The organism is Pseudomonas fluorescens (assembly GCF_902497995.1).
Lineage (GTDB): Bacteria > Pseudomonadota > Gammaproteobacteria > Pseudomonadales > Pseudomonadaceae > Aquipseudomonas > Aquipseudomonas fluorescens_BK.
Map to the genome: position 1 here is coordinate 50197 of NZ_CABVII010000011.1, position 24240 is coordinate 74436.

18 protein-coding genes and 3 pseudogenes are annotated in these 24240 nt (G+C 53.8%); 6 read left to right on the top strand and 15 right to left on the bottom strand.

Annotation, left to right across the window (positions count from 1 at the left end):
- Positions 1-248: 248 nt before the first annotated feature.
- A complete protein-coding gene (locus F8N80_RS14480; RefSeq protein ID WP_150784106.1) occupies positions 249-458 on the bottom strand; it encodes a hypothetical protein in 210 nt (69 codons plus the stop codon).
- A gap of 178 nt (positions 459-636) precedes the next feature.
- On the opposite strand from F8N80_RS14480, the gene F8N80_RS14485 reads away from it, so the two are divergent.
- On the top strand, positions 637-876 hold the full coding sequence (locus F8N80_RS14485; RefSeq protein ID WP_150784107.1) for a DUF1652 domain-containing protein: 240 nt from the start codon (positions 637-639) through the stop codon (positions 874-876).
- A gap of 734 nt (positions 877-1610) precedes the next feature.
- Here the strand turns inward: F8N80_RS14485 and F8N80_RS14495 are convergent.
- The 3 genes from F8N80_RS14495 to F8N80_RS14515 all read right to left on the bottom strand — a co-directional run bounded on the left by F8N80_RS14495 (position 1611) and on the right by F8N80_RS14515 (position 4660).
- Positions 1611-2666, bottom strand: a complete 1056-nt coding sequence (locus F8N80_RS14495) for an AraC family transcriptional regulator (protein ID WP_150784108.1) — start codon at positions 2664-2666, stop codon at positions 1611-1613.
- 41 nt (positions 2667-2707) lie between these two features.
- Positions 2708-2995 carry a hypothetical protein gene (locus F8N80_RS14500; protein WP_150784109.1) on the bottom strand — a complete coding sequence of 96 codons (288 nt, stop codon included), beginning with the start codon at positions 2993-2995 and terminating at the stop codon, positions 2708-2710.
- A 1395-nt stretch (positions 2996-4390) separates the two neighbouring features.
- Positions 4391-4660 carry a hypothetical protein gene (locus F8N80_RS14515; RefSeq protein WP_150784112.1) on the bottom strand — a complete coding sequence of 90 codons (270 nt, stop codon included), beginning with the start codon at positions 4658-4660 and terminating at the stop codon, positions 4391-4393.
- A 420-nt stretch (positions 4661-5080) separates the two neighbouring features.
- Here F8N80_RS14515 and F8N80_RS14520 point away from each other — a divergent pair, with 420 nt between their 5' ends.
- Positions 5081-5431 carry a hypothetical protein gene (locus F8N80_RS14520; protein WP_150784113.1) on the top strand — a complete coding sequence of 117 codons (351 nt, stop codon included), beginning with the start codon at positions 5081-5083 and terminating at the stop codon, positions 5429-5431.
- 544 nt (positions 5432-5975) lie between these two features.
- Here the strand turns inward: F8N80_RS14520 and F8N80_RS32170 are convergent.
- The 6 genes and pseudogenes from F8N80_RS32170 to F8N80_RS14550 all read right to left on the bottom strand — a co-directional run.
- Positions 5976-6029, bottom strand: a pseudogene (locus tag F8N80_RS32170) (hypothetical protein); the annotation flags it as partial.
- Positions 6030-6068: 39 nt separating this feature from the next.
- Complete coding sequence (locus tag F8N80_RS14530; RefSeq protein ID WP_150784115.1) at positions 6069-6884, bottom strand: DUF1206 domain-containing protein; 816 nt, start codon at positions 6882-6884, stop codon at positions 6069-6071.
- Between the two features lie 36 nt (positions 6885-6920).
- A complete protein-coding gene (locus F8N80_RS32175; protein ID WP_150784116.1) occupies positions 6921-7166 on the bottom strand; it encodes a DUF7693 family protein in 246 nt (81 codons plus the stop codon).
- Complete coding sequence (locus F8N80_RS14540; RefSeq protein ID WP_150784201.1) at positions 7141-8043, bottom strand: plasmid partitioning protein RepB C-terminal domain-containing protein; 903 nt, start codon at positions 8041-8043, stop codon at positions 7141-7143. Before F8N80_RS14540 ends, F8N80_RS32175 begins: the two co-directional genes overlap by 26 nt.
- The gene (locus F8N80_RS14545; protein WP_224790684.1) at positions 8043-8954 is read right to left on the bottom strand and encodes a ParB/RepB/Spo0J family partition protein; all 912 of its coding nucleotides are present in this window, start codon (positions 8952-8954) and stop codon (positions 8043-8045) included. The genes F8N80_RS14540 and F8N80_RS14545 overlap by 1 nt, the downstream gene beginning before the upstream one ends.
- Positions 8951-10516, bottom strand: a complete 1566-nt coding sequence (locus tag F8N80_RS14550; protein ID WP_150784117.1) for a recombinase family protein — start codon at positions 10514-10516, stop codon at positions 8951-8953. Before F8N80_RS14550 ends, F8N80_RS14545 begins: the two co-directional genes overlap by 4 nt.
- Positions 10517-10630: 114 nt before the next feature.
- On the opposite strand from F8N80_RS14550, the gene F8N80_RS14555 reads away from it, so the two are divergent.
- Positions 10631-10978, top strand: a complete 348-nt coding sequence (locus F8N80_RS14555; protein ID WP_150784118.1) for a hypothetical protein — start codon at positions 10631-10633, stop codon at positions 10976-10978.
- Between the two features lie 73 nt (positions 10979-11051).
- On the opposite strand, the gene F8N80_RS14560 is transcribed toward F8N80_RS14555, so the two are convergent.
- Together F8N80_RS14560 and F8N80_RS31575 are read right to left on the bottom strand one after the other, a co-directional pair.
- Positions 11052-11495, bottom strand: a complete 444-nt coding sequence (locus F8N80_RS14560) for a 3'-5' exoribonuclease (protein WP_150784119.1) — start codon at positions 11493-11495, stop codon at positions 11052-11054.
- A 467-nt stretch (positions 11496-11962) separates the two neighbouring features.
- A pseudogene (locus F8N80_RS31575) lies at positions 11963-12090 on the bottom strand (endonuclease); the annotation flags it as partial.
- 169 nt (positions 12091-12259) lie between these two features.
- On the opposite strand from F8N80_RS31575, the gene F8N80_RS14570 reads away from it, so the two are divergent.
- Positions 12260-12490: an AbrB/MazE/SpoVT family DNA-binding domain-containing protein gene (locus tag F8N80_RS14570; protein WP_150784120.1), complete on the top strand. Its 231-nt coding sequence runs from the start codon at positions 12260-12262 to the stop codon at positions 12488-12490.
- A gap of 133 nt (positions 12491-12623) precedes the next feature.
- On the opposite strand, the pseudogene F8N80_RS31580 reads toward F8N80_RS14570, so the two are convergent.
- Positions 12624-12838: pseudogene (locus F8N80_RS31580) on the bottom strand (AbrB/MazE/SpoVT family DNA-binding domain-containing protein).
- Between the two features lie 5 nt (positions 12839-12843).
- On the bottom strand, positions 12844-16800 hold the full coding sequence (locus F8N80_RS14580) for a DUF4365 domain-containing protein (RefSeq protein WP_150784121.1): 3957 nt from the start codon (positions 16798-16800) through the stop codon (positions 12844-12846).
- Between the two features lie 275 nt (positions 16801-17075).
- Between F8N80_RS14580 and F8N80_RS14585 the strand changes: the two genes are divergently transcribed.
- Both F8N80_RS14585 and F8N80_RS14590 read left to right on the top strand, forming a co-directional pair.
- Positions 17076-19943, top strand: coding sequence for an AAA family ATPase (locus tag F8N80_RS14585; protein WP_150784122.1), 2868 nt, complete (start codon positions 17076-17078; stop codon positions 19941-19943).
- Positions 19944-20568: 625 nt separating this feature from the next.
- Positions 20569-23367, top strand: a complete 2799-nt coding sequence (locus F8N80_RS14590; RefSeq protein ID WP_150784123.1) for an SEC-C metal-binding domain-containing protein — start codon at positions 20569-20571, stop codon at positions 23365-23367.
- Positions 23368-23531: 164 nt separating this feature from the next.
- Here the strand turns inward: F8N80_RS14590 and F8N80_RS14595 are convergent, their stop codons facing one another.
- Entirely contained in the window at positions 23532-24149 is a 618-nt protein-coding gene (locus tag F8N80_RS14595) for a 3'-5' exonuclease (protein ID WP_150784124.1), read from the bottom strand.
- Positions 24150-24240 lie beyond the last annotated feature (91 nt).

The window sequence follows — 24240 nt, forward strand, 5'->3', positions numbered from 1 at the left end:
CTCACAGGTTGGTGAGGAGCCTCCATGCGTTCTCTTTAACATACGATCCCTGTTGAGCCGATGTCCGCTAAAAAATTTGGCAGGCTACCTTTTACCAGCAATCTGGCTTGAAGGCGGAAGCTTCATCGCATGGCCAACCCGCAACACCTGGGTGCGAGCCAACACCAAGGCAAAGGTAAATGAGGTTGCATTGAGTGCCTAGCTCCTGAGCTCCTTGGCCGCACGTAGCCTACCAAACCGAGACCTACTCACTCAGGCGTCATGAGCACCGCTAACGTCATATTGATGAATTCTTCGTTCTTGCTGATCGTTGCCAGCGCGCCGCGCACATTGCCTCCAACCTCACCTGAGTCTCGCTGCTCGACCCACAATGTGAGTTCCATGATGGCCGCTTCGAGCGAGACTTGGTTTTGATAGATTTTGGACAATAGGGAAGGGAGTAGGTCTGAATTTGGCATCTGTGTTCCTCCATGGAAAAGGCAAGCGTAGCAGTATAAAAATTAAGGGTTAGCTATGTCAGTTCGATGCCGAAGGGGGGAGACACAATTGGTCGTGAATTCGTTCCGGCGCGTTCCTTGACTACTGGGTTTCATAGACAAGACTGAGAAGGAATTTTTCCCCTTCGGACGAAACGTCATGATTTCAGCTCTTGAGCTCCGACATATCATAGAGAGCGGTTTATTACCCCGCTCTTGCACCTGCACCGTGAACCCAAAAGGGTCGCTTTTGATCAAGATGGTTGAGCCTTCCTCGGGCCGGGTCGAACTGTTTGTCCCCGGCGTGTTGGCTTCGCATCTCACGTCCAGTCGAGCGATTTCAAATTTGATCGGCGAACTCAGAATTGAAATGGCGGCTCGCAAAACGATCTGTGCGTGATCGCTACGGCATATGGTGGACTGGCAGCATCAGAGCCCACCAGCTTACGACGACTCAAGTCTTGCGGATGGGGTGATCAGGCTGCAGGAGGGACGCCACCGAGATGACCAGATCGTCCAGTGACCAGAGCTTGTGCAGATAGATGGTTGATGGTGGTACCGTTGCGCGGTCGATCAGATACCCGGAGGTCAAATTGCAGCGATGTACGGCCATCTACCCCTGACCATTTCAATGAATTCGATGCCTTGGATCTGCCCCGGAACACCATGGTCTGCGATCACCAGCTGGCACTGATCATGCGCTTCCAACAGATAGGTTAACGCACATCAGCAGTGTCGAACGCCACTGCTTTTGAGCCTATCTCAGCCACGATATCCACCATCAGCGAAGGGGATAATCCAGTGCCGTGCCGAATGCGACGTCCCTCAGCAATTGGTGACCTCGCGGGCGGAGGGAGGGTAAGGGCGTGTTCAAAACCGTCGTTGTGCAAGTCATGGCTTACGCAAAGCTCGGTGACTATGGTGAGTACAGCTGTCCCGAATGGAAGACTTTCCTTCGACCCAATTGGCCCCCGGCTGAGGACTTGCTATTTGATGCCTTTACCCGACACCTACGTGCATGGGTACTAAACCCTTAATATTGAAAAGACTGGCTGGGGATTTTTCGGCCAGTTGCCTTCGCCTGATGCAATCAACATGAGCAGCAGGCGCTCAACTCAAGGTATAACGCCTACCCTAGCGGACTCGGAGAATCTTGGCTTTCTTGGCTTCTTGCGATGATTGAATCACTCGATACTCACCGGGCGTCATGCCGAACCAACGCAGGCAAGCCTTGTGGAAACTGCTGTGGTCATGAAAGCCGAGCAGGTGAGTCACATGCTGCACATTGAAATGGGAATGACGCAGGTAGAAGTCGGCCAGTTGCTGACGCACATAGTTCAGGATATCCGTGAACTGCGTACCTGCTCTTTCCAGTGCCCGTTGCAGTGTGCGCTTGCTGATGCTCAGCGCGGCCGCAATCGATTCCATATCACACGCTACCTGGGTTTTTTCCAGACTCAAGCGTTCGGTAATCAGCGCACGGATTCTGCAGACCACGGTGGAGTCATTCAACAGGTCAAGCTGAGCATTGGCATAGCTGTAATGGAGCTTGGCCAACCCTTCGTTGGCTGTGCTCAATGGACGCAAGATTTCCTCGCCATCGAACAAGATGTTGTCATAAGCCGCCCCAAAATGCAGCTCACAGCCAAACAGCTGTTGATGCTCGTGGATGTCTTTTGGTTGGGGATAGCTGAATTCCACACTCAGCGGTCTCAGCGATTGGTCACCACTCAGCCAGCGGTAGGCACCTAGCAGGGTTGCGAGATTGGCATCGGTGTACTGGCGGGGCTTGATCGAGCCGCGCTGATGGTGATCGAGCGTAACCAGGCGGTAATGCTGGTTTTCTTGGACAACAAACAGGGTGAAACCCGTACCGAGCAACGGGTTGAAATGAATTAGTCGTTCGAATGCCTGTTTCAGGTTCGAACTGGACATCATGGTATAGCCGACGACTTGAAAAATGTCCGGATGGAAGTTCTTGGCGGACTTCAAACCAATGTTCGGATCACCGGAGGCCCGAGCTGCCAGATCCCATAAACGGTAGAGTATGCTTCGTTCGCAGAAGGATCTCGGTGTAGTGGTGAGTTTTACATCAAGCCCAGCCTCCTGGCACAGACGGTCGACATCCAGACCTTGCTCCGACAGTGTGTTCACCAGTACGCGGGCATAGCCTGCACTCATTTTATACATGACGATCCCATCTCCCTGTTGAATTCGACATCCATGGCCGCTCAAGCGAATATCGGCGTCCTTATGCTAGCGGAAATGTTGGGTGTGCTGGAGTGGTGGTAGTGCGCCATGAGCGATCGTAGGTGCTCCATGGCATCCTCATATTTTAGATCGGCCTGTCGTCGCTGTTCTTGGTACTGGCTGAAAGCTGCCGGATTCAGGTAGGGCCGATCCAGAATATTCAGGGCCGCGCAGCGCAAGCGCTGGGCTTCGCTGAACAGCTGATGGTTACGCTCAAAAGCTTGTTTGAGGCAGGCTTTGGTTTGATGGGACACACGTGTGTCGTTCATGCGGTAACCTTTTGACTGATCTATTTTTATTTTTTTTGGCTGAACCTCGCTCTGTGGTGGCGGCAGGCCGGCTACGGTCAGAAATGTCAGTGTACAGTTTCAATATTTCAAAATGACGCCATGCAGTAGGTCTCCTTGATCCGCCTCTACCATTTACCGCTCGATATCGTCTGAGTATTGAGCCCTCCCAATGGGCATCTAGGTATGTGCTGTCCCCACCTTTTGATCCGACAACTCACAACTGGGACTGGACGTAACGGGACGAGGTTGGCGCGTTGACAGCTGATGTGGCGCATTTTAGTAAAAATGGGCGAATCAGGTCTGACGTTGGCATCGAGTTCCTCCGTCAAAGAGGACAGCATAGCAGTTGGAAATTCATAGGAGCGTCAAGGCAAGCTGGGTATGCGAAAAGCAATTTTCGCCTCTGTGTTTTTCATGTTTGTCGAGGGCCAAGGGCGCAAGCCGGAGCTATTCATCGGATTCGCAAGAACGTTCCTTGCCGTAGCTGTCCGTAGCCGCTAATAGTTAGTAGTGAAATGACTCAACGGTAAATTCGAAGAGGACGTGAAATGGCCCTGAGATTCGATGTTATACCTGCCTTACCCATGGATACGGACTGCATGCGCAACGGAACGCGCTCTTTCTGTAAAACCGCGACCATAGGTTTTAACCTCTACGACAACGAAAAAAAGCTGCGGCTACAGACCATCTATCAGACCCGTGCAGAGGCGGAGTATGTGTGCCAGCGGCGCAACCTGAAACGGCTTCAATCGTCCATTCAGAACGGCAGGCGCAACTCGATATAGGCGCTCAATCTGATAGATTCTGAGAGCTGGCGAAATGCTGTCTGAGACTTCCAGTCAGTCGATGAGATCTGTAGGTCTCTGGCTCGTTTACCGAAGTAAACGACAATTTTGATTTCGCCAGTCGGCCGATGACACGGCTCTTTTTGGAGCTTCTGATTTACTGTTACTGGAGTAATAAATTGCTAAATCGTCCAGATAAAGATGCGCTTCGTGCGATGCTGGAATCTCAAGTTAAAGAAAAGCTGCAGCGTGACCCTGACGCGGTAACGACGTATGCCGCCCAATCCGAGCCTGAGCGGAAGCGATACACCACTAAGCCCACGGTTCAAGATAAAGCGTTCATTAGAGAACTCGACCAGATGCGGGCAGATGCTGAAGCGGGGGTGATTCATAGGCCCGAATGCGAGCACTAGAGCGATGTTGATGCTGGAATTGCGCTCGATGATTTTCCTGGCTTAAAAGACGCAGGCAACCCATCAGAGCACTGGTGAATTTAGTCACTGGTGGACTGAGATCGGTCGCCATCAATGCGATGGATCACGTTTACCAACAAGGTCGACCCCCAGATCAAGCGACGTCAGGTAATTTTTCAATGACGTGCCAATCTGTTCTGCTGCGCCTCTATCTCTGCTTCTAGCAATTGGCGCCGGCTATGTTCGTGCTTTTGGACGAGTGAGAGATACTCGTCGACGTGTTCCTGAGCGCGATGCTCCTGCTCCAAAAGCGACTCACTTAAAAAATTGAATCGCAAGGATTCCTCAAGCGTCAGGCCAACGAAGACTTCGTTGCCTTGCAGGTCGTTACTGAGGGCTCGTATTTTCTTGAGGTACGCGCGCTGCGTGTCCGTGAGCACTAGCATTTAGATCTCCTGGTAACTACCACTGCAAGCGTATGTCGCAGTGCGCAGAGTCCATCCCCCAACACTTTAAGGGCTGATGGTATGGGGTCAGCGGCGCTCGAAAGTTCCACCCAATTTCATCGGCGAAGAGGGATCTACCAATCGTGATTTGCTACGGCGTACGGCTGGTTTCTGACCGCCAAAGCCGGGCATCCGCGCACAATCGTCGTCACCTATTGGGAACCATGCTAAGTGGGGGCAGATAATGCGCCCCGGCCCACTGTCCCCCGGTCGGCACTTGTGTGGAAGGTCTGAAGGCGTGCACGAACCGCCAATTCGAAAGTCGCGCCGTGAAACCGCCCGATTGCTGCACCAACCTTCTGCAAACGCTATTCTACAAGCCGGTACTTCAAGCTTTTTAATCACCAGAGCAACCCACGGATGGATATGTCTACGTCGGATAAAAAAATGGAATGGGGCCGTGTCGGTGCAGCACCCGCAGCACCCGCTGGTCAGTTCGACAGCTTAGTCACGCTTTGCAAGGAACACCCTGGATATGGATTGCTGGCTTGTAGCATCGCGGAACGCTTTGATCCACGCGCGATTACAGATAGCGAACAGGCCACCCACTTGATCACAATGCTATGCAGGCGTTTTGCAGAGAATGAGAGCGAGGCGCTAGCTGCAATCCTCCACCAGTTGTCGAAATTTCGAGGAATGGGCGCGCTATCTGACCTCGATACCGCTGCGCTCATATCAAATGCCTACGCACTCAGAGGTGTGAAGTCGTGAACGACTGAGGGGGGGCGCAGGCGCTTGACGAAACAACAGTAGCGGTGGAGAAATTTCAGGAGCTTCTGGTGCCTTCGACCGAAGTGGGCGTCGAAATCGCCTATCGAACTGTCCGGAATTAGTTGACCATTACAGTGGGGGTTAAGCGGTGCGGTGACGTGCTCTCATCTCTCTTGGATGCTCGGCGTTCAAGAGTGAGCACACAGCCTCTGCATCAGCCCTGACTTCGAATACGCCATGCTTGCTAGCTGAGCCTCCCTCCACGAGATCTACAACCCTATATCGCTTACTGCCATCGTCCAATTTGGTGGTTCCAATCACCTTGAATCTCGGCTGCATGGTGCGTTCCCTGCTAAAGAATGGTGCTCTACAAGTACCGGTAAGACGCGATGATTTCAACAGCGGTGCAGGATTGAGCTGAGACAATTTATGACAGCGCATCATGCTTTCCCCGTGGGAAGGACGGCGCATCAGTGAGTTGAGGGCTTTGCATTTCTTCATTACAAGGAATGTCTACAGAGGTTGTTAAAAAGGCTCTAGTTGCTCACGCTCCCAAGGAAGAGCCATAGCGCTGCCAGCTTTCAAGAGACCCGACACGTCCCTCTGGCGACCTGCAGTCCTTGCAGTAATCATTTGCCTATGCGCTCCGTACTCCGGGCACATCCATGTTGATCTTGCGCCAAGCAGCTTCGGAAAAGCTGTAAACCGAAAATGCGATCATCCCCAAGGCCATCACCATCAAAATCAAACCTCCCGCCGGCAGATTCTGAAGAGCATCGAGTGCCTCCTTCATGCCCGGTGGATCCAAGGCTTTGTAATTCGATCCGCTGATCATCAGCAGCAGGGCGATCTCGATAAAGACGACACCACGGGCTATCAGACCGAATTGAGACACCGGTCGTACGTACCGCATAACGTCTTCGTCAGCTTCGAAATATTTCTCGAACGTCGCCTTCCAGCCCTTGATGATGTGTGCAATGCCTACGCCTAGTGGTACGAGTGCGACGAGGTATACCAGTAAGTTTGAGTGTTCCCAGGACAATAGATGCGCCAGCAAATCCCTGGTTTGCCCACCTCCGGAATTGCCCGAGCTCCTGATGCCACTTATGAGTAGGCCCAAGGCAAAAAACGCCAGCGCACCGTTGACTACACCACCCGCCAGCAAACCTGCACGGATTACCACTCCCTTCATTTCTTTACCGTGATGATCAACGTCGCGTATTGCCTGCAACACTCGCCAAGCGGCGAAGGCGAGCAGACCAGCCACCACCAGTCCGACCAAAACGTAGCCGAACGGCTGGCTCAGCAACGCTTCCAAGCTCCGGTGACTATCCTTCGGTTTCGTCGAGTCGATAGCCGCCAGCAGAGCGAAAATACCTATGATCAGATAAAGAGCGCCTCGAGCGGCATATCCACCTCGTGCGACTACGACAAGGCTCTGTTGCACGGACATAGGATCTAATTCCAAAGGAGTTATACAGGAGCAGACCTATCTAGTCGGGAAGGGTTCGATTGCAGGTTGGGTGCATGTCGACCTGCAATCCTCGAAATAGTCCAGGCGTTCGTAGTCATTGAAAAGCGTGAGTCTCAAGCCATCAACAGGCATGAGGCTGTGATTCGATCTCATCCATGGCTGGCTGGTGGCCCGTTTCATGATGCGTAAGCCAACCGCGACGTCCTTCAGCACCTGAGCGGAGAAAAAAAGGGTGTTACTCTCGTTCAAGCTGCCTGGCATCGGAGGTTACGGCTTCCATGATAGACATCAGCTCCTCAAGCAATTCTGCATAGTAGCGAGTGAGATAGCCGGCAATGGCATCGTTTCGAAGGATACGTACGAGATAACCCTTGGCCACAACCAAGACCAGCATCGTCTCACCCAGTGTGTCCTCAACCTGTTTGTAATCGTGCTGGAGGTTCTCCATCTCTCGCTCCATGCGGGCTATGTCGACGGCACTGACGTCACTTAGTTTTTTCTTCCTTTCAACCAGCATCTCCGGTCGCGACGCCGCCAAAACCATTCGTGCGTAATTTCTCGTAAAGCAGTTGGCTGAAATCATCATTTCAACGGTTTCGATCTGTCGGATGGGCTTCATCATTCGAAGGGCACGAAACACGTCCTGCGATACCATGCGAACCTTCAGCATCTCCGCTACCTCCGGCGCTATGCCTTTCAGCAGATTTTCTCTTTCGTGAACCCTATCCACGTTGATCCCAAGAACCGCCGCAATGCGAGAGGCTTCAATACCTTTTTTCAGAGCGGAGATGATCATTTTATGTTCTTGGATCGGTGTCAGTCGGTTGATTTGCCGGTTGTAGGTAAAGCCTTCATCGTCGGTGGAAATCAGGCATAGCGCCTCAGTTGCCCCCAATGCCTTGAGTGCCTCTAAGCGAAAATGCCCATCCAAAAGCATGAACAAAGTCACTCCATCGGCAACGACAGGCTTGGGGTGAACCACCAACGGTTCAACGACTCCGAGCTCTTTGATTGAGCTCAAAATGCTGGCGTACTTTTTACTTCCGGGTGTCAGTTGGTCAACCTTACGCGAGGGTAGGATTCGCTCGAGGGGAATCGCAATGACACGCTGCTCGAATGCCTGCTTGACCTCTGTAATCACGGCGTCTCTCCAAATATCCGGTCAGCCAGTGGTTTGGGCATGTCCGGAATTTCTTCGTTACGAAGCAGCGTCCTGAAGTAGTCATCGGTTAGCAGTTTGCGCATCGCCGTGACGATGATCAGCAGTCGTTGTTCGTTGATGTCCGACTTTTTGATCATGACCTTCTGGCGCCGAACCTCTACTTGATAGGCGTGTAGAAGCTTCTGAGGTGTCGGCTTCTCAGTACGAGGCGCTTGCTGGCCATAACGCTTGCCAAAGGTTTTTCGTTTATCAACGAGGCGGCGCACCCTCATCAGTTGTTCGCCTTTCAGCACTCCGCTTTCATAGGCTTCCATCATCGCCTTCTGAAGATCAACATCCTTAGAGCGGGCAATTTCCATCGCCAATTTTATCGACAACCATCCTTTCTCCACCGCAGCGATCAGGCGCTCTTCTCCCTGACGCAAAAGCACAAGGATTCCGTGTATGTAGCCTGCATCCAAACAGGTTTTTTCGGCAATTTGCTGGCAGGTATATCCACGATCTGAAAGGATTTGGATTGACGTCAAAAGCTCACGATTCGAATGTTTTCGGCGTGCTAGGTTTTCAACCAAACCGATCAGGTATCGATCCGCTTCGCTTGCGCTTACCACGATGCAGGGAATTTTTTTCTCCCCCAACGCTTGCAACGCTTCAAACCGACCTTGACCACAAACAATTTCGTAGGACTCCGTGCCGCCAGTCGTGGGAGCGACGGTAATGGGGCGTTTCAGACCTAACGCCGATATGTTCTCCACCAGCCTGGCAAAGACTTGCCTGTTACGCGCTCGTGGATTGAGCACTCGAATATCTTCGATTGGAATGAGCCGAATGGTCGTCTCTTCCGCAATGTGCATCAGAGCTCTACGATGGGTCTCGATAGCCGTCATGCGACCCTCCTAAAATCACTGCGGCGTGATAGATCAGAAAGAATCTCCAAGGTGTCGAACCGGTAAATCTCGAGGTTGGCCTGGTTACTTTCTGCTAGTCGCAGCTTTGGTTGTTCAATGTCGATGGCGGGTAGGATGTAGTAGTCCAGTGCAGCCTCTTCCTGTTCCTTCATGCGAACCGCAACGGTCAGATCCGGGTTCAAGCCATAATCGAAGCGGATGTTCCATCGCTTGCTGCCCGTGGGTGAAACCTGACAACGGCTAAGTACAAGAGAGATGGTCACTTCCTGGTTGACCAGCATGAGATCAGTGCGTGGGTCTACCCAGACCTTTCCGCCTACCTCCTCAATCTTCTGAGTCGTTTGCTGAAGGAGCAACGGATGCATTTGCCGAAGGCGTTTATTGGCTTCGATGTACTGGTAGTCGCGTGCGGGGGAGTAGCCGATCAGGGAGTAACAGCGAAGCAAGCTGCCGAACCGGTGTTGGTAAGCGCTACTTGAGGGGCACCCCTCAGACTCGTCAATCACAAGTCCCGATAAGTATCCCCTGCGTTTATAGATCGTCTTCAATACCTGGAGCATTTCCTCATCAGGCATGCGGTAGGAACGCGTTTCTATGATTGACTGAGCAGCTTTGAATAGGATGACGCTGACAATGGGAAGGAAGGCTCCATCCGCTCGAATCCATTCTTCAGGAGGGTTCTGCGTATACGTTTGCTTCAACTTGAAGGAGGTATGGTTCCAGACGTTGTTGCCGATATATTTTTCGTTGATCAGCACCTGGTGCACGGTACCCCGAGACCACGTCCCGGAACGGTCATTCAGTACGCCTTGAGCATTCAACCAATCAGCAATTTCGCGCTCGCTTCGACCCTCCTCAACGAAAAGCCGATAGATGTGCCGAACCATCTCGATCTCATGTTTCGGGCCCGGGACTAAAATTACCCGGTCTGTTTGGATGCTTTTGTGCTCGCCAACACTCAATTCGTTTTTGGGCGTACCGTTGCCATCGACTAGCTGACGTCTCAGACCATAACCAGCAGGGCCTCCCTGGCGATACCCAAGTTCGATGAGACGAGATTGCCCGGCAAACACCTTCACCGATAGTTCGCGACTGTACTCGCCAGCCATCATGCGCTTCACGCTTTTGACAATGTTGGAGACCGGTGAGCCGTCGTTGGTGAATTGCTCCGCACAGTATTGAACGGACACACCCGCTTGCCGGCAGCGAACCTCATAGCTGGCACTCACATCAGGATCTTGAAAGCGACCCCAGCGGCTGACGTCGTAGACCAGGACTGTCGAGTAGTCGGCTAGCCCTTTCTCTACATCGGAAAAGAGCTGTTTGAGAGCGTCTCGACCTTCCAAGCGCAGGCCACTCTTACCTGCGTCGGTGTAAACCTTGGTGATGTCCAGGGCGTGGGTCGCTGCATAAAGGCGGATCGTATCGAGCTGGTTTTCTGTCGAATATTGCTGATGCTCGGTGGACATCCGCACATAAGCCGCCGCCATGGCCGCGCTTGAGCCAGAGTTGTAGGTGCTCGCGCCAATGAGAGTTTGCATCGGCAAGTCCTCAACCTGATCGGGCAGCCGCTGAAGGCGAGGCCGGAAGCCGTGATCAGTTACTTCGTTTTTTAAAAGTGGCTCTAAAGAAGGTAGAAGACCGGGGAGGGAAAAATGTTCACGAAAACGGGCAATTCTTTTCTGGCTCAGAAGCAATACGCGGTCGGAATCGCCAAAGCTCTGCATATGGAGCTTGGAGCCACGCACCAGGCGACCAAAACGTTGATGCGTTGGACTAACGCGAATGAAAGGACGGTGAAGAACTGGCTGGCTGGAAGCAGCGGGCCGAGGGGGGAGCATTTGGTGGCGTTGGTCAAACATTCTGACCTGGCACTGGCTGCGTTCCTTGGCATGGCAGAGCGGCCACATGCCTTAACCGCATCAGAGCTTCCGGTACTCAGGCAGAAGCTTCAGTCGGTGATCGAGGGAATCGACTCTTACCTTTGTATTGGAGATACGTAAGCTGGAGTTGATCGTCGTTGGGGGATCGCCACTTCTGTGATCAAGCAGAAAAACTCCGATTTTCTTGCGCATTTTACTGCTTGAACATTCCTGCAATGATTCGGGCATCTAGGAGCGCATGGTGAGGAAGGGGAGAGCCATCATTGCACGCCTCCAGAGTCACGGCATTAGTGGGGGTATCCAGCACGTTGTGCGGCCACTTACCCTCAGAATGTGCAAGTTCACAGAACAGCATCCAATCGTAATCTGGAGCATCTGTGACCACCTCCAGTGTTTGATGGAACGATCCCAGATATCGGAGTAACGCTGCTCGGGCGTCGATGATGGGCATAGCATAGGCACCACCCCATAGCTGAGGCAGCACTATTTCGATAACGAAATCGCTGCAGTCTTCTGGCCGCCAGGTGTCTAGAAGCTCAACGTAGAACTCGCGACCATCCTCGGCGACCAAAGCCAGCGAGATGAGCTTTGCTTGAGTCGAGAGTTCTGTGAATTCGCAGTCGAGAAAAAGCTTCATGCGGGGGCTCCCATTGGTTGGCAAAATACTAATCGCTTACCACTTTCGATTGCACGAAAGGGAGCCATAAGCGGTCGTTGAGATGGCCTATGCCAGCCATCAATTTCAACATACATGATGCCATGATAGATCTCTCTTTGACTGCCACTAGGGATGGCAGCTCAGGTTGATTGTTGCTATCGCATCTTCGGGCCTTGAGGCCCGGCTCGGTGTGACGCTTTATTGAGCCGGACACTCCGTAGGGTTCAGCTAGCGTTAAATGGGTGTAAATGGGTGTGTAATTGGGCTTTGAGATGCTGAAGCTCGATTCAGTCTTTTTCCTCGACTTGGAAGAGATGCGCCTTAGCTTGGCAGCTCGCTACTCTCGGCTGGGGAAATTTGTTTCCCACGGCAAGCTCTAAAAGCAGGGGGCGAATAGGTGAGTTCGCCGGGCGGTTACCGTAGGATTCCCCAATACGCGACTGCAGCTACTTACAGTTGCTCGCTTTAAGATATCCGCCTCCTGCGCCTCGGATTCAGAATCAAAAGTTATTTGGTTTTTCGCCGTCACCTGATCGTAGCTCGGGCATCCCTTTGAGCGGTGATACACCTGGCTTCCTGTTGCCAATAATCAAAGCTAGGCGACGTGTCGGGCGGCGCAGCTAATGCTGATTTGGCTACCGCTCCTTCGGGCTTCAGCCCGGCTCGACCTCACTTCTTCACGTTACGTGGCCTGCCGCGCCGCTCGGCTATCATGTAAGTGCCCAATCGCGTAGGTATCCCTCATGGCAACTGCCACTCTGAGCGCTAAAGGCCAAATCACCATCCCTGTCCAGGTACGGGTTGCTCTTGGCCTACAACCAGGAGATAAAATCGAATTCATCGACCTGAGGAATGGTCAGTTCGCCATCGTGCCGGCACCGTATTCCGTTGAGCGACTGAAGGGCTTGATTCGCAAGCCGAAGGTCGTCGTAAGCATCGATGACATGAACGCGGTTTTTGCGCTGAAAGAGTAAATGCTCGTCGATTGCGGTTCACAAGGAGAAAGGCTTGCTAGGTTTGTCTCACGCTTCCTTCCAAGGCAGCTTCTGAGACCGGTTGTTGCTGTCGCGTATTCGGGCTTTAAGCCCGGATCGTCGAGTGACTGCTTTATTTCACCTCGGCGTTACTAGGCTGTCCGCCAGTCCAGGCTTCAGTGAGCTCGTCTATTCGATCCGTAATCTGAGGCGTTTTTGATAGGACGAGGCAGCGCGTGTTGCCGACAAATTCCTCTATCAAATATAGCGAGTCGCCAACATCAAGCTCCAGCTCTTGCAATGCCGGGGAATTCGAATCGCACCGTCACCATCCCATTCCTCGATCATGATTTTTATAGGTGGCTTTGCGCCGCTATTCGTGCTGTGGTGTAAGCGTTGGCGAACTCGGACTGGTCAATTGTGCCCATCGTTAGACTCTCATTGAGCTCGGTAAAGATTCGCAATCCTTCGCCGGCTGCTACGGATTCCAACTGAGCACATTTCGAACCTAGCAACCGGATGGCAACCTTCTCAAGACGCTCGTCCATTTGGTCACCATGGTGAGACTCGACTAACAGCCTGTAAACCGCCCAGAGTCGTTTGGCGCAAGCCTTCGGCAAATGACCCATGAGTGCGGCGGTGATGATCAAAAGGACTATGGTCTCAAGGGCCTTATCAGGGGCATCATTTTTCATAGCTGCTTTGACATGCCAGTGTCGCATCAGCGCAGCTAACGCAATCTCAGGAAGCAGAGCCTGCGCCACCAGTACAAATAGTACCGATGCTGCATGCCCCAGCGCTTTCTCAAAGGGCGCGCGGAAATCCCAGAGCGCCGAGATCACTGAAATGAACCCAGGTTCTGCGTCAAGGATTTCTACGCCTAGACGTACGGTTCGTGCAGTAAAGACAGTCGGAGGGAGTAACTGCACAATTTCGGATAGCTGTACGATTACCCCGACCCGCCATTCGCACAGCTGGGCAACTTTGCCTGCTTTTTCATGTGGTGAAAGCTGCCCAACCTCTGTCAGGGCGGCCAGGACGTCAAGCGTGCAGAAGCCATCGACCTCGGAACCTGCGGCACAAAAAGCGCGCAGCGCTTCGTCATCAGAATAGAGCCTGTACCGTTCTGGCTCTTTGGCGCATATCTCCACCATTTCGCTGTTGCTTCGCCCAATGACTGTTGATGACGAAGCTTCGTTTGCTTCCTCTGGAGAGGAGGGTTGGAGGATCGAAGCGAGATGGGGTTTCAAGGCGTTCTGTAGGCCCAAGCACTTGCTTCGCATTGGGCTTCCGAATAAAGGATTTGTGAACTCGGCAAGCTCCTCCATCGTGGCTCTGGCCACTGCAATTTGACCGAAGAAAGTGATGACGGCGTCGATGAGCCCCAAATCATTGAGGACTAGCAGCGCTGTCCAATCCAGCAAAGGCACTCGCTTGCGCAGGGCATCGGCACCGGTTGGTTGCCAACCAATAACGTTGACCATCGCCAGGTGATACTGGCGATCATCCCGGCTGGACACCTTGGCAACTTCCCACAGATGCACGATATCGGAAATGCAGGACAGCACCAGTCGCGGGCGCCATGAGAAAGGGATGGTGTTTAATCCCTGCTGTAGGGAGCGCTCCAGCCGTTTCTGGAACGCTTCTCTGTCGGGCGTCAGTCCAGTCAGTGCTTTCAGGCTTTCAACCAACTCCGTACCAGAGGCGCCCTCTCGAACCTCGCCCCTCCAGAGCATCCGGGAATTCGGGAAATTTCTGAAGAATGCATCAGCGCGTGTTCGGAATTGCTCTCTATCTCTGGCAAGGTCGATGTCACTGCGCCCACCCAGGGTGCCGCTCAGATGCATCATCAAGTAGGTGCCTTCCTGGCTCTCTACGCTCTGATCCACTAGCTCGCCTGCTCGCAGGGCCAGCTCCAATAGCCTGTCGCTCGTTGGGTCGGAAAACTGTATGAGGAAGAACAGTAACTTCACAAATTCCAACTGTTCCCCTTTGGACTTCGCAGTTTCGAGAGCCCTTTCCGCCGCCTCTACGGCGTCATCGACGTAGCCGCAACGAGTAGCGATCGTGACATAGGTGTTCAGAGCCAGTGGGTCGTCGGATCCCGTAGCTACAATTTTCAACAACCGATCCCGGGCTTTTTCCGTTTCGCCTAGATGATCAAGTGCCAATGCCTCAAAGGCCCCCATTCGATCACCTGGCTCAACGCGCACTCGATTGCTTTGACACAGTTCTACGAGGCCCTGCCAATCTTTCAAGGTTACCAACGCCATCCCCAGGCGCGCAGCCATCGCAGGCGAAAGTACGTAGTGCTCAGTTATCCTTTCGGCGAGTCGAACACACTCCATCGCACTTTCCGAATCGGTAGGATCAAGCTCGTGGATGAGGGTGAGTGCAATGCTCACGGGCCGATCCAGTTCCTCATACCTGGCCTGTAGCGAACTCAAAGCCTCATCTTTATCCAACCTGCTGATCTCCAACTGGAGATAAAAATGTGCGAGGGCGGCTTGGGGGGCTAGATCAGGATCGGATTCGAGCAGACCCATCCACTGTTTCACGAGGCCAGGCTGAACTGATTTGTGAGCAGAAATAGAGGCTGCTGTGACAGCCGACCCAAACAGGGGATGGCTGCGATCCACGCTACCGATGTATACGCTGAAGCTTTGGTAGCATGCCCGGAACTTCCGGGTTTCATATAGCAGGAGCGTGTTCCAGAGATGCTTGTCCGGTGAATCGGGCAACTGATCATTTGCCGACAACGCGAGGGTGAAGTCCGATAACTGACCTGCAATGCCCCGTAAGACCTCATGGATATGGGGCAAGTCCGGGCGTTTCTGCGCAGCATCCTTCAGGTCTGCAAGTATCGACTCTGCCTTGCCGAGTGCCGACGCTGTAGCCCCCCAAATGTCGACGAGCTGCTCTATGTTGGAATCCCAGCCTGATGCCTTTATGGACAAGACAGCGTCGTTAATCGCAGCCCAAGCCTCCTCAAGCTTTTGACGGTCTACACCCGGAAGACCTGCTGGTGGGATAGATTCACGTCGCTGAGTACTGGCCGTGGCCAACGCGAGGGCAAATTTGGCTCGGGCCCTAAGCAAAAGCAACAGTTCACGTATGTCATCGGATGCCTCGCAGGATGCAAGGCCCGCCTCGCAGTCCGCCAGGGCATTTGCAGGCTCCTCAGACAACCAATGTGCAAACGCTCTGGCGAAAGACCGTTGAGGTTCTGGAAGCAAATCAGCCAGCTCAGCGGCCATTTGGTAATGCCCTTGCACCGCATGTAGCCGGGAACGAACGGTGATGACTATTGGGTCTTCACCCTCCAGTAGATCATGCAGCTCAGCAAGCGAGTCGCTATCGTTTTCGAATCTGATGCGGATCTCTGCTTCCACCCTGGCGGCTCGGTACTTGGGCAAAGGCGTTGTCTCATACGCGTTCTGGTATGAAGTGACTGCCGCTTGGTTATCCCCCGTTTGAACCTGCCAGTTGCCACGTAGACGCCAATATTCCGCGCGCTCAAGGGTGGTCGATTCTTCTAGCTTTGGCTCTGCCTCGTCGAGCTGTATCTTTGCTCGATCCAGCGCAGTTACCCGTAGATCTGCTTTGGCCTGAGTCAGATTCCAGGCAAGCGTGTCCCGAGCTGGGTTGACCCAGTAGTCTTCCGTTGAGCCTGCCAAAGCGTTCATCAGTGCAGACCCTCTCGCAGCCACGCCTTTTACCACCCCCTGAACCAAGGTTAAGCGGTCATCTGCTTGCATCCCGGGGTGGGTTTGCTCCGCGCGTTGGCTAAGGACATGCCCCACGCGAGACAGTTCGTTCTGGTGGCGAATGCCCTCAGAGAGATCTGTAGTCCGTTTCAGAATGTTCTTTGTTGGCGCGCGAAGGGTGACGTATTTCTGTTCGGCAGACAGATCATCGACGGTGATGCGGATCAGCTCATCCCTGAGCCAGACGTAGTAAAGGGGGCAGTCAACAGGGTCTTCGTTTACCGAAAGGTCGCAGATCACCAAGAGCACCGGTTCTACGGCTCGGGCGTAATAGCGGACAGTGGTGGCTTTCAGAGCGACCGAAATGTATTCGCCATCCGCCGTCAGGCTCGGAGAGCGGGTGCCTTTAAGTTGGATACGGAAAATATCCGTCGCGCGTTGATTCGGCGTGGTCTGCACTTGGAAGTCATAGCCATAGTCGTCAGTCCCTTCCAGGCTTTGCAATCGCCAATCCTTGGGATGACGAGCCATCAGGCAACGTGTTGCATCGGCATTGATGTCGTGCTGATCACCCGTCCCAGGTAAAGGCCCGTCAACTGGCATGGTGCTTCCTCGGCATAATCAAAAAGGGCGCTGATGGCGTAAAGATGCGTTTCGCGGTGCAATTTTTTTCAGGAGTATACAGCCCTCTAAAAAGTGCTTGGGATCAGACTACGGGATCAATATCTCTGTATCTGGGGCTGAGAGGCAGGTTGGGCGCTTACCTGTCTTGCACGAGACTGTCCAAGGTTATCCGAGCTCCGGCCTTTCCAGAGCGCTTGGTAATGGCTTCTTGATGCCAGTCCGGTTACGCTGATGTGCACCAGGGAGGATGCGCGATGAGTCAGTACCTTTTAAGTTTTGCAAGGCAGAACCTTGAGGGGCGCACTGATGCTTACTTGGTGCTTCTCTGGTGTATGTACCAGGCTAACCAAAGCAAGGGCCGCTACTCCGACCACATCAAATCACACATCACCACGGCGTCGGATCAGCTGCTGGGTCGCAACTACCAACGTGTCGCTGCTCGTTTCAAGAAAGTGCTCGATAAAAGGCCTGAACTGGATCGAATACCACCCTCGGGCTTGGGGGCGTTGGATTACCTTCGCGTCAAGAATTTCCGTGGCTTTGGGGAGTTTGGCGCCGACGATAAAGGCACGTTCATTCGATTCAGTAAGCTGAAAAACATTTTCTACGCGCCCAATGGTGGCGGTAAATCATCGCTCTGCGAAGCCATCGAAATTTGCACCACTGGGGACATCAAGGAAGCCGCCAGGCGCAAGACCAAGGTCAAGCAGTACATTGCACGTGGAGAAACCAAGCCTCAGCTCGCTCTCTTGGGAACGAATAAGCTCAAAATTACGCCTAGTATCAGTTGGTCGAGTTGTTTCATTGATCGCAATCGCCTTCAGGAGTTTTCGCTCCTGGGCTCCAAGGACACAGGCAGTGGCGAAAGTGATGTTCTGGCCACCTTGTTCGGCTTAGAAGAGCTTCAAGAAGTCATTTCTCGTTTCGTCCGCCCTGAAAGCTTTACGCTCAAAGCATTTATGCGTGCCGACCAAGCCGAGGCACTGACGAACCTCGAACGCGCTCGAACAGAACTAGTTCAACAGCGGAGCAAGCACAGGGCAGATCTTCAAGCCGCGATTTCGGAGATATGTCAGCTCTTGGGGCTGCGGCCCGATCAGGATTTCGAAATTCGTCCGAAGGTACAGCGGCTGCGCAAAACGATAGACATGCACATCCGTGGGGCCGAGCGACTGCGAGCAGCCAAAGCACCAGTGGTCATTCCTGTGAAAGGTGTTGCACGTACTTCTGCCATCGCCAAGCGGTTGCTCAACCGCAGAACTCAGATCGAGACAATTTTTCTGCAAAGGGCCAGTGACGTTAACTATCGCGCTGTTTTTGAAGCCTTGGAAGCCATTGAACAACAGTCTGAGCAGACCTGTCCTGCCTGTTTGACGCCACTTGATCAGGTCACGGTGAACCCGTTTGAAAGGGCTCGCGACCAGATCAAAGCGCTCGGAGCATTGGAGGCCCTGAAGCAATCCAAGCTGAGAAATGATGCTCAAGTTGTCCTGTGGGCTTCAAGGATCGCTACTGGGATCAGTTCCGTGAAAGGTAATGTTTACGCTGATGTACCTTGCCCACTGGCGATGGACGCGTTGGAAGCGGTGCTCGCAGAATTCCATACGGCCACTGATCGCTCGACAGTGGCGGCGTCTGTCCTCAATGCTTTCATCGCGCTCTGTGCTGACAGTACAGCCCAAATCGAGGCCTATCTGCGCGCCTGCGAGCGTAAGCGGCGAGAGGTTGACCAGGCAGAAGTTCAAGCGGCCCGTCTCGATGAGCTCATCGAACTCCTCAAGAAGGTAGATGAATCGTTGAAGCGACAGTTCGACATCAAAACCCGTGCAGAAACCGAGTTCAAAACCGCCAATAACAGAATGCTTGCCTTTATGGGGCAGAGAACGTTTTTGCTCAACGATTCTGTGGATAACAGTCACTACAACCAGTTGCTCAAGGATCTTGAGGTTGAATACCGAACGCTGTATGGCGACCTGCTGGGTTACAAGCTAGAGCTCGAAAAAGCGCGCATTACAGGGATCGAAGCCAAGGCTGCCGAGTACTACCGAGCGATCAATAACCATGACGATGACCATGAGCAGATAGAGACACTGGCCTTTGAAAAGCTCACGGAGAGTTACCGGATCAAGATCACCAACGTGGACGGGTCTCTGCTGGATGCGTTTGCTGTGCTCAGCGAGGGGCATCTGAGGGCATTGGGCTTATCGATTCTTCTGGCGATGGCTGAGAAAAACAATTTTCCCCTCATCGTCTTTGATGACGTCGTCAATGCGATCGACACGGATCACCGATCCAACATCATTGATCTGTTTTTCAATGACACTTACCTGCGTCGGATCCAGATGGTGGTGACCACCCATGATCGCCTCTTCTGGGAGCGCTTCTGCATCATCGCTGACCGTCATCCTCAATGCGACCAGCACGCAAACCATGTGCTCAGCTACACGAACAAAGGCATCGTGGTCATTGATCACGCAGGTGGTTTTCAGAAAAAGGTGCACGTGGCGCTGTCGGTTTTCGACGTTCGGCAAGCATTGCTGTATTGCCGGATCTGGTTCGAGTCCATGGTGCTGGAGTTCTGCATTGAGAACGGCGTCCAGGTCACCGCGAACTTCAACAAATCGCAGCTCAAGAAGAGTATGTACCTGCAGGTGAGCCAGGAGCACACCTTCAAGCTGGTGGAGCCCTTCATTGACTACGACCTATCGCACTTCAATTTCATCAAGAATGATCTGGTGAACTGGGGTGGCCAAAACCAAGAACACCATGCCTTTGATGAAGGAAGCCTGAACTTTGTGCACTCCAAGACCAGTGGCGAGGTCTTGAAAATCTATGACGCGATCCGTTTCCTGGAATGCCAGCTTTTCATGGACAAAAAGAAGGAGTCCGGAGAAAGGTACCTTGCAGAGGTAAATGAAAAACTCGAGAAGAGCCGCAGGAAATTGGCAGGACTTGCCAGAGCACCTGAAGAGGTACAAAAAGAGCACCAGGCAGGGTTGAAAGCGCTGGAAAAGCGCTCCATTGAGCTCACCCAGGAGCTTCAGTTCATCGAGCGTTGCGTAGTGAGCGTTGCTGACCGCGAGCGAGCCGGGGAGCTGCCCGCTGAGTTGCCGCCTGCTTAGCGTGGTATGTGCAGTCCCCCGCTTGGATGAGCCCACTGATCAACCTAATCCCGATGTACCAGGGATAGGAGGAATACCGTCGTATGCAGTCAGCCTATACCGTCCTAATGCTGCTGATGCTTGTGAGCCTCTCCAAGCTGGCCGGGCGGCTGATTCCCCTTCCGTTGCCATTGGTGCAGATTGGGGAAGGGCGCTGCTAGCTTGGCCCAATTTGGGTTTGCACGTTGCCACGCAAACTATAGTCGATCCAGCGCGGGTCAGTTTCGCAAACGTGGCGGACTTTCAAATCCGTACCTCGAAGCCTGGAATCTCTTTTTGTCGATGGCGTAATCCAGCAGCGGCGCTGCGCGCAGGAATTCTGGTGGCATGGCTGCAAGGATGCCTGGCTCGCCACGAGGCTTTTATGCCCTCGCTTTGCGTCCACCGCCAGTGACCCACCTCGATTGCCGTCGTCATGGGATTGAGTCGTGGACTGACTGGCGTAAATGGCGGCCTATGCCGAGCCACGGTCGCTAGCGCTTCTGCTCGATCTTTTGCACCAATCACCACAGAATGTTGCACCGTCACCGGTGCTCGGTTCTGCCTGAGCACAGAAGCCTTCTGCCAGAGCGAAGTGGAAACCCCTATGCAATCCGACGACCAACTCAACACCGTGGACGTGCTTGATCCTGCCCAGCTCAAGCGCATCGAGTCTCTGCACAGAGGTTTCCTGTATCAGCACCTGTATGGTGTGGGTTGCTTGTTCTTGGCGCAGGCTGCGGGCGTCAAAGAGGTGCTGGTCGAGCTGGATGAAGACATCGAACTCAGCACTGATGCTGGACGAGTCTATGTCCAGGTCAAAACACGCTCTCAGCCGCTGATGCCTGGCGACGTTACAGGCGCATTGGAGCGCTTCGAGCAGATTCGGCAGTCGCATGGGCCTGAGGGTCGTTCTGGGAATCCAGAGTTCGTGATCGTTGCGAACCAGCCACTCGGCAGAACGCTTCAGGCGGAGGTAGACGAGAAACAGACGCCTTCGGATCTGATTTATCTCTATCCCGGATCGAAGGCCCCGCGCCCTGAATACCTTCCGCCTGCGTGGGTGACATTGGAGGAGGCGGCCCAGTGGTGCGTAGACTTGGCTGAAAAGCTGCAGTTCTCGCTTCTCTCACCTTCTGCGCTGACCTGGAAAATGGCGGGGTTGGTGATGCTGGCGTCCGCTGGCGGTAACGGAAACGCCAAGCACGTATTCCGCACTTCGGACTTGCCGGGCTTGTTCGAGCAACTGATCGTTCAGCTCCAAGATTTTCCTACGCCGCCTGCCTCCTACAGGCCTCAACAGAACGAACCTGCACTGGTATCGGCGGAGCGGGTACGGATCATTTGCGGTTTGTCCGGTGCCGGGAAAACGACTTGGGCAGCCTACGCGGCTCTGCATAGCCCTGAACCATGTGCCTACTACGACGTTGGTGACCTCCCAGGGCCCTCGATTGCGAGCTCAATCGTGCGCGAGCTTGCCTCCAAGTACTCCCAAAAAGACCCCGAAGGTATTCGGAAAATTCTGTTGCCTGGTGCTAGCGGATACGAAGCCATTCGGGCATTCGACCGCTTTTTGGAACAGGCTCAGGCGCCCTTGGTTGTTGTTATAGACAACGCGCACCGCGTGCCAGTCGCCTACCTGCGAGATTTGCTGAGCGCGACCCGCCACATCCGTTTCACACTTCTGTGCCAGCCCCATGAAAACGTCCGGGAACTTGAAGCGGTCATGACGTTGCGGCGGGAGACGCTTCTCGGGTGGGATCTGGATACCGTGGCACGGGTGGCCAGTGACGCCGGCGCGTTCGGCAGTGCACGGGCATTTGAGCAACTCCGAACATACTCCGGTGGGTTGCCACTGTACGTTGACAGCGCCGTTACGGTTGCCCTGTCAGAATATGGCGGAGACATCGAGGCGCTCTGTGTCGATCTCGGCCAGCAATCGAACGTAGTGGAAACGGCCCAGGAGGTCATCCTGGCTCGCGTTTACGATGGTTTCGAGCAGATTACCCAGAACGCGTTAGCCATTGTCAGCCTTGCTGATACAGGGCTCACGCATGAGGAAGTCGTCCGTTTGCTATCGGCTACGCTCAAGCTGTCCCAAGGCGGCGCGGCTGCGGCCATCAAAAAAATCCAGGCCACAGGGACAGTTGAGGTGTTTGGCGCCAAGACACTCAAAGTCCATGACGCTGTCCGTACTCTGGGCCTACGTCACCTGGAGCTCATGGGCGAGCCCGTGATCACTGAGGCATTGGTAGCGCTGAAGGAGCTGCTGATCCGAAGCCTGGAAAAGAGTCGTGATGTCTCGCGGTTTTCGCTGCTCACGCGTGTTTTTATCAGGCTCCACGATGTGATGACCCTGATCGGCCTCGCAGGCGAGGAACTGTTTTACGAGATGGGTATATCGGTCGACATAACCTCCAGCTTGAAGCGGGCACTTGATGCGGACGAACTCAACCCACACGAGGCGTTCTGGGCGCTTGATGCCCTAGTGTTTTCCTACATGCGAGAAGGGCGCTTTGACGAGGCGGCTGAACCTCTCTCGATGATGCAGCAGCTTCTTGATACTCACGGATTCGAGGCCCGCGAGCAGATCGCATGGGCGATGCGAAAAGTGCTGCTGGCGTCCGACCAGGGCCGTGCGGAAGAGGTTGAGCAGGCAGTAGCGTACGCCACCCCGAAAATTCCCGACCCCGACTACCGCCGAGTATTCGATTACAACCACGCAGTCGCGCTGTGGAAGTTGAAGCGCCACAAAGCCGCTGAAGCGATGTGCGAGAAAGTGGTCAGTGAATACTTTGAGATCTTGGGGCTGACGCCTAAAACTGTGAGGGGCAAAAATTCGGATGTCCTGTGGGAGGTCATCAAGCGACCACCAAATGTCCATGAGCACATCAAGCACCTTGCGGACGCCTTGGAAGTGTACGCCAAAGCTCGCGAAGGCCAGGGGTTGAAAGCGCTCCTGCAACGTATCCATGCCATGAAATTTTATGGAATGGTGGAGGGGTACGAGTCGATTGTGCGGGTAGGGCAAGACTTGGCCGATGAATTTGTGGGGGTCAAAGACTTCGTGGGTGCAAAGGAGGTCATGGAACAGCATGTCCTGCCGGTCGTTACTGGGGCAGGTCTTATCGGAAGGCTGGTTCAGGTCAGAAGTCAGTATGCGGTGATACTGGCTCGGTGTGGTGATCACCAAGGTGCAATCTCTGAAATCAGGCGGCTAGACCCCTACATGGAAGGCCTGGAAGATTGGCAGAAGCAGGAGCTGCATGGCCAAACTCTACTGATTGGCAGCATCATCAGTGAAAGCAGACGTGTGGCGTTCCGTTCCCAGATGGGGGCAGTAGGTCGCAACGAGCCGTGCCCGTGTGGGTCAGGGCGGAAGTTCAAAAAGTGCCACGGTGGTTAATTCCTGAATGTGCAGCCGCGCCTTTCGAACCGCGAGCGGCCCTGAGGGGAGAGGTTGTGTTCAATTCATTTCGGTTTCAGGTCATCGCTTGCCAGCTAAGCTGCGGCATAAAGTGGCGTCAACGGGGAGGTCGATCCTTCGGGCCAATGGGCCCGGCTCATCAGTTAGCTAAGCATTTCCTTCACGATGGAGGCCACATTTCTTGCGTCGTCTATCCCACGGTGATAGGTACCCTGCCAAACCAAGCCCAACGACTCTACCGTGTGCTTAAGTGATTTAGGTCGATCGTCATATAAGCCGGCATGCCATTTCCTGGAATTGAAATGCGGCAAGCCCTCGAGCAGGGAAGGGCATCCAGCTAAGCCGGCATCGCGCTCAAGCTGTCTTGCGTCATAGTCGCCCCAAGATGACCAAGCCGCGTTTGGATAACTATGAGCAAATGTTCGTAGCTCTTCGCCAATCTCTCGATAGGTTCGGGCACCATCCACGTCGGGTTGTTGAATGGACGTAAGCTTCGTGCAGAAATCGGTCAGGGTAGGGTTGATCTGAGGCCGAACGAAGCGCTGGAATTCGTCGACGATTTCAAGTGACTCCAAATCAATCACCACCAGGCCAATCTCAATTGTTTCCATCTGCTCGGGGGCGACTGTGAGCGAACGTGGCGGCTCAGATTTCTCAATCTCATCGCAGGTTGCCTCAAGGTCTACGCAATACAGATAGTGGTATGGCGCGAGGAGGTTTTGGATAGCTTGGAGATGAAGGAGTTTTGCTTCGATGCTCATGGCATGGGAAACCTTACTTGGAGTTTGTACAGGTTACGAGCCATCCAGCTCTCGCTCCATCCTGACTGCAGGCGCCGTCCATTGCGCCAGT

Coding starts and splice junctions, on each gene's coding strand:
- F8N80_RS14520 (WP_150784113.1), top strand. CDS start 5,081: ATGGATATGTCTACGTCGGATAAAAAAATGGAATGGGGCCGTGTCGGT.
- F8N80_RS14555 (WP_150784118.1), top strand. CDS start 10,631: ATGTTCACGAAAACGGGCAATTCTTTTCTGGCTCAGAAGCAATACGCG.
- F8N80_RS14560 (WP_150784119.1), bottom strand. CDS start 11,495: ATGAAGCTTTTTCTCGACTGCGAATTCACAGAACTCTCGACTCAAGCA.
- F8N80_RS14545 (WP_224790684.1), bottom strand. CDS start 8,954: ATGACGGCTATCGAGACCCATCGTAGAGCTCTGATGCACATTGCGGAA.
- F8N80_RS14495 (WP_150784108.1), bottom strand. CDS start 2,666: ATGTATAAAATGAGTGCAGGCTATGCCCGCGTACTGGTGAACACACTG.
- F8N80_RS14500 (WP_150784109.1), bottom strand. CDS start 2,995: ATGAACGACACACGTGTGTCCCATCAAACCAAAGCCTGCCTCAAACAA.
- F8N80_RS14595 (WP_150784124.1), bottom strand. CDS start 24,149: ATGAGCATCGAAGCAAAACTCCTTCATCTCCAAGCTATCCAAAACCTC.
- F8N80_RS14580 (WP_150784121.1), bottom strand. CDS start 16,800: ATGCCAGTTGACGGGCCTTTACCTGGGACGGGTGATCAGCACGACATC.
- F8N80_RS14515 (WP_150784112.1), bottom strand. CDS start 4,660: ATGCTAGTGCTCACGGACACGCAGCGCGCGTACCTCAAGAAAATACGA.
- F8N80_RS32175 (WP_150784116.1), bottom strand. CDS start 7,166: ATGCCAGGCAGCTTGAACGAGAGTAACACCCTTTTTTTCTCCGCTCAG.
- F8N80_RS14530 (WP_150784115.1), bottom strand. CDS start 6,884: ATGTCCGTGCAACAGAGCCTTGTCGTAGTCGCACGAGGTGGATATGCC.
- F8N80_RS14480 (WP_150784106.1), bottom strand. CDS start 458: ATGCCAAATTCAGACCTACTCCCTTCCCTATTGTCCAAAATCTATCAA.
- F8N80_RS14570 (WP_150784120.1), top strand. CDS start 12,260: ATGGCAACTGCCACTCTGAGCGCTAAAGGCCAAATCACCATCCCTGTC.
- F8N80_RS14585 (WP_150784122.1), top strand. CDS start 17,076: ATGAGTCAGTACCTTTTAAGTTTTGCAAGGCAGAACCTTGAGGGGCGC.
- F8N80_RS14485 (WP_150784107.1), top strand. CDS start 637: ATGATTTCAGCTCTTGAGCTCCGACATATCATAGAGAGCGGTTTATTA.
- F8N80_RS14550 (WP_150784117.1), bottom strand. CDS start 10,516: ATGCAAACTCTCATTGGCGCGAGCACCTACAACTCTGGCTCAAGCGCG.
- F8N80_RS14590 (WP_150784123.1), top strand. CDS start 20,569: ATGCAATCCGACGACCAACTCAACACCGTGGACGTGCTTGATCCTGCC.